2 tRNA genes and 2 rRNA genes (1 of these 4 running past the window's edge) are annotated in these 5000 nt (G+C 45.6%); all 4 read left to right on the top strand.

The annotated features are described in order from the left end of the window. Nucleotides 1–58 (top strand) — tRNA-Ala (locus tag ACFIN0_RS09125); it begins 18 nt to the left of the window's first position. A gap of 443 nt (nt 59–501) precedes the next feature. After that, nucleotides 502–3312 (top strand): 23S ribosomal RNA (locus ACFIN0_RS09120). 68 nt (nt 3313–3380) lie between these two features. Next, a 5S ribosomal RNA gene (gene rrf, locus ACFIN0_RS09115) occupies nt 3381–3495 on the top strand. Between the two features lie 107 nt (nt 3496–3602). Next, nucleotides 3603–3679 (top strand) — tRNA-Met (locus ACFIN0_RS09110). Nucleotides 3680–5000: the final 1321 nt, after the last annotated feature.

Raw genomic sequence — 5000 nt, 5'->3', positions numbered from 1 at the left:
GGAGAGCACCTGCTTTGCAAGCAGGGGGTCGTCGGTTCGATCCCGTCCGGCTCCACCACTTTAATCGGTCATCATCATGTTGTAAGAACACGGTTTAGTAAGAGGTTTTTAGCCTTTTGCTTGTTCTATTGAAATTGTGAAGAGAAGATATATTCAGACATGTTCCTTTTTAAGGTTCCTTCTGAGGTGCAAGTTTTTTGTTAAGAAAAATACTTTCTTGGGAAAATGCTTGTTGTCAAAAAAAGGTTTTGGAAAACAGATTTTAAAAAAGATCTTGAAAGAAAAACCTTTCTTCCGAAGAGGAAATCTTAATTTAGAAAAAGAGACATGTGTCGCAAGGGAATGCTCAAAACCCTTGCTTATGATTGGAAGCTTAACCGCGCCATTGAATATATCTCGAGAAGCTGGTCTTTTCTGCTGATATTTGGTTTGTTTTGCGCTTTATTTTGCACAAGATAAAGAGAAGCAGACAAACCGTGAATGAATATTGGCAATGAGAACGATCAAGTGTCTTAAGGGCATTTGGTGGATGCCTTGGCATGCACAGGCGATGAAGGACGTGATACGCTGCGATAAGCTACGGGGAGGTGCGAATACCCTTTGATCCGTAGATTTCCGAATGGGGCAACCCACCTTTGATGGCTAGAAAAATTAAGCTGTTTTTTAAAACAGTTTAGTTTTCTAGTCGTCAGATAAAGGTATCTACACCTGAATAAAATAGGGTGTAAGAAGCAAACGCAGGGAACTGAAACATCTAAGTACCTGTAGGAAAGGACATCAAACGAGACTCCGTTAGTAGTGGCGAGCGAACGCGGACCAGGCCAGTGGCTTGAATTAAGAAAAGTAGAAACGACTGGAAAGTCGTACCAAAGAGGGTGATAGTCCCGTATACGTAAATCTGATTTAAGTCCTAGAGTAGGGCGGGACACGTGAAATCCTGTCTGAACATGGGTCGACCACGATCCAAGCCTAAGTACTCGTGCATGACCGATAGCGCACCAGTACCGTGAGGGAAAGGTGAAAAGTACCCCGACAAGGGGAGTGAAATAGTACCTGAAACCGAATGCCTACAAACAGTCGGAGCCCAAGATTCGTTCTGGGTGACGGCGTACCTTTTGTATAATGGGTCAGCGACTTAGTCTAACGAGCAAGCTTAAGCCGGTAGGTGTAGGCGTAGCGAAAGCGAGTCTGAATAGGGCGTTCAGTTCGTTGGATTAGACCCGAAACCGAGTGATCTAGCCATGAGCAGGCTGAAGGTAAGGTAACACTTACTGAAGGGCCGAACCCGTATCTGTTGCAATAGATTGGGATGACTTGTGGCTAGGGGTGAAAGGCCAATCAAACTCGGAAATAGCTGGTTCTCCGCGAAATCTATTTAGGTAGAGCGTTAGTCGAATTCTCCAGGGGGTAGAGCACTGGATGGGCTAGGGGTCCTCACCGGATTACCAAACCTAACCAAACTCCGAATACCTGGAAGAACTAACTAGCAGACACACGGCGGGTGCTAACGTCCGTCGTGGAGAGGGAAACAACCCTGACCACCATCTAAGGTCCCCAAGTTATGGCTAAGTGGGAAAGGATGTGAGGATCCCAAAACAACCAGGATGTTGGCTTAGAAGCAGCCACCATTTAAAGAAAGCGTAACAGCTCACTGGTCTAAATAAGGGTCCCTGCGCCGAAAATGTAACGGGGCTAAAGCCATACACCGAAGCTGTGGATTTACTCCTTTTGGAGTAAGTGGTAGCGGAGCGTTCCGTAAGCCTGTGAAGGGAGACTCGTGAGAGCTCCTGGAGGTATCGGAAGTGAGAATGCTGACATGAGTAACGATAAAGGGAGTGAGAGACTCCCTCGCCGAAAGTCCAAGGGTTCCTGCTTAAAGTTAATCTGAGCAGGGTGAGTCGGCCCCTAAGGCGAGGCCGAAAGGCGTAGTCGATGGGAACCACGTTAATATTCGTGGACCTGTGGGTAGTGACGGATTGCGTATATTGTAAGATCTTATTGGATTGATCTTGCAGTGAAGCAGTTCCAGGAAATAGCTCCCACATATAGACCGTACCCCAAACCGACACAGGTGGACTGGTAGAGAATACTAAGGCGCTTGAGAGAACTACGTTGAAGGAACTCGGCAAATTGCACGCGTAACTTCGGAAGAAGCGTGACCCTTTAGCGGGCAACCGTTAGAGGGTGGCACAAACCAGGGGGTAGCGACTGTTTACCAAAAACACAGGGCTCTGCGAAGTCGCAAGACGACGTATAGGGTCTGACGCCTGCCCGGTGCTGGAAGGTTAAGAGGAGATGTGCAAGCATTGAATTGAAGCCCCAGTAAACGGCGGCCGTAACTATAACGGTCCTAAGGTAGCGAAATTCCTTGTCGGGTAAGTTCCGACCTGCACGAATGGCGTAACGACTTCCCCGCTGTCTCCAACGTAGACTCAGTGAAATTGAATTCCCCGTGAAGATGCGGGGTTCCTGCGGTTAGACGGAAAGACCCCGTGCACCTTTACTATAGCTTTACACTGGCATTTGTGTCTGTATGTGTAGGATAGGTGGTAGACTTTGAAGCAGGGGCGCTAGCCTTTGTGGAGTCATCCTTGAAATACCACCCTTACCGATATGGATGTCTAACCGCAGTCCGTTATCCGGATTCGGGACCGTGTATGGTGGGTAGTTTGACTGGGGCGGTCGCCTCCTAAAGAGTAACGGAGGCGCGCGATGGTAGGCTCAAAACGGTCGGAAATCGTTTGTTGAGTGCAATGGCATAAGCCTGCCTGACTGTGAGACTGACAAGTCGAGCAGAGTCGAAAGACGGTCATAGTGATCCGGTGGTCCCGTGTGGAAGGGCCATCGCTCAACGGATAAAAGGTACGCCGGGGATAACAGGCTGATGACCCCCAAGAGTCCATATCGACGGGGTTGTTTGGCACCTCGATGTCGACTCATCGCATCCTGGGGCTGGAGCAGGTCCCAAGGGTATGGCTGTTCGCCATTTAAAGCGGTACGTGAGTTGGGTTCAGAACGTCGTGAGACAGTTCGGTCCCTATCTGCCGTGGGTGTTGGAATATTGACAGGACCTGTCCCTAGTACGAGAGGACCGGGATGGACGTATCTCTGGTGGACCTGTTGTGGCGCCAGCCGCATAGCAGGGTAGCTATATACGGACGAGATAACCGCTGAAGGCATCTAAGCGGGAAACTCACCTGAAAACAAGTATTCCCTGAGAACCGTGGTAGACCACCACGTTGATAGGTCAGGTGTGGAAGTGTGGTAACACATGAAGCTTACTGATACTAATCGTTCGATCGACTTGATCGTTCTCATTTCCCATATTCTTTCTTTAAATATAAAAATTCCAGCTTCTCATCATTCATGCTTTTTGCTGACTTGGTGGTTATGGCGGAGTGAACGCACCCGATCCCATCCCGAACTCGGCCGTGAAACGCTCCAGCGCTGATGGTACTTTGCCTTAAGGCACGGGAGAGTAAGTCGCCGCCAGGTCTGCTAAAGGCATGATAGATAACAATTCAAAATAAAAATATAACGATAAATATCAAGGCTCAATACTGAGAGTAGACAATAAAAAAATCTTGTCTTAAAATATATAGCGCGGGGTGGAGCAGCCCGGTAGCTCGTCAGGCTCATAACCTGAAGGCCGCAGGTTCAAATCCTGCCCCCGCAACCACTTCTTAATAGTTAACCATATAATATTCCCTAGCATTCCCGTAATAGTAACTTGACTCTTCTCAATCTAAACAGAAATATGCCAAACGCAGAGAATAATCTGCTCAATAAGCCTCATTAAAAAAGCTTATAAAATTAAAAAAAATCCATACTATTGTCTCTTTACATTGCAAACCTTCTAAAGGCATCAATGAAATATCATAGATAAACGAGACCTTGTATCAAAAAAACATCTCATTTTACTCTTCTAAAGTTCAAAAAAATAACAAAATCTCTCTCTCAACATACCGTGAAAACAAATCATGCCAAAAAAAGACCTATGAGCGGCTTTGGGGCTGGATCGGATTCTTCTCATCCCTAAAAGAACGCAATAGGACTCATAAGGGGTATGCTACTAATGAAGCAGAGATAGGCAGAGAATGCTTTCTTCTCTCTAAAACGATAAATCTAAAAGCTCTTCTTAATACTGGAAAACAAAAATAGCATCAAGCTCTGAAAATAAAAGCAGGCAGAAACGTGTCGTAGCGTCTAAACGCATGGAGTGAAATGCTAATCCTCGAAACTCTTCTCACGTAACAGAGACATAATCGAAAACGCTATGGAAAAAGGAGAAAACGTACGAGCGCGTAAATACCCGTAGAGTTATGCTGAGGAGATATAAGAGCACTCGCAACTCTGCCCTGCGTAAAAAACGCAATGCAGAAATAGGGGACACTCCGCTAAACATTATGCCCTCTGAAACAACTAGAAAAAAGAGCGTAGAGGTGTATGTAATTCACACACAGAAACACTCCTCAAAAACTAAATCTAAGCTCAGCTTCTCTCTCTTTTACGATATCCCTCCCTTTGTCCTATGTGTGCCTGTATATCTTCATCCTTAAAACAATCTGCTAACTTTTTGTAACAAAAAACTGCACATAATTCCTTGACCTCCAAACTATCTATATCCCTAAATACTAAGGCGGATTTTTACTTAGAAAGCTTTTGGAGAAAGCTTTTGGGGAAAGCTTTTGGGGTACTGAGCCTATGCCTATGATCTGTGGGGGCAGTGCTTTGCGGCTCAGATAGAGAAATAACAGCTTTTTACACTATCCTAACATACATAAAGCAACCTTAAGAGAAAAAACTCTAAAAGTTACATATCCCTATCCTTGGCGCAATGGACTATCTGTTTTGAAAGAGACATCTCACATTATCTCTTGGACATCTGCTCTAGCCCCATTTACCGTTTCTAGGGTGACATGTTCTTTAAAGAATTAATGATTTTTGCGATCTTTTTTAGAAACCAGCGTAATGAGGGAGAAAGTATGCCGTGAGAAAAA

Source organism: Bartonella sp. AA89HNZF (genome assembly GCF_042196905.1).
In the GTDB taxonomy this organism is placed as follows: Bacteria; Pseudomonadota; Alphaproteobacteria; order Rhizobiales; family Rhizobiaceae; genus Bartonella.
Note: the sequence above shows the minus strand (reverse complement) of the source record. Positions and strands in the feature narration are given on the sequence as shown.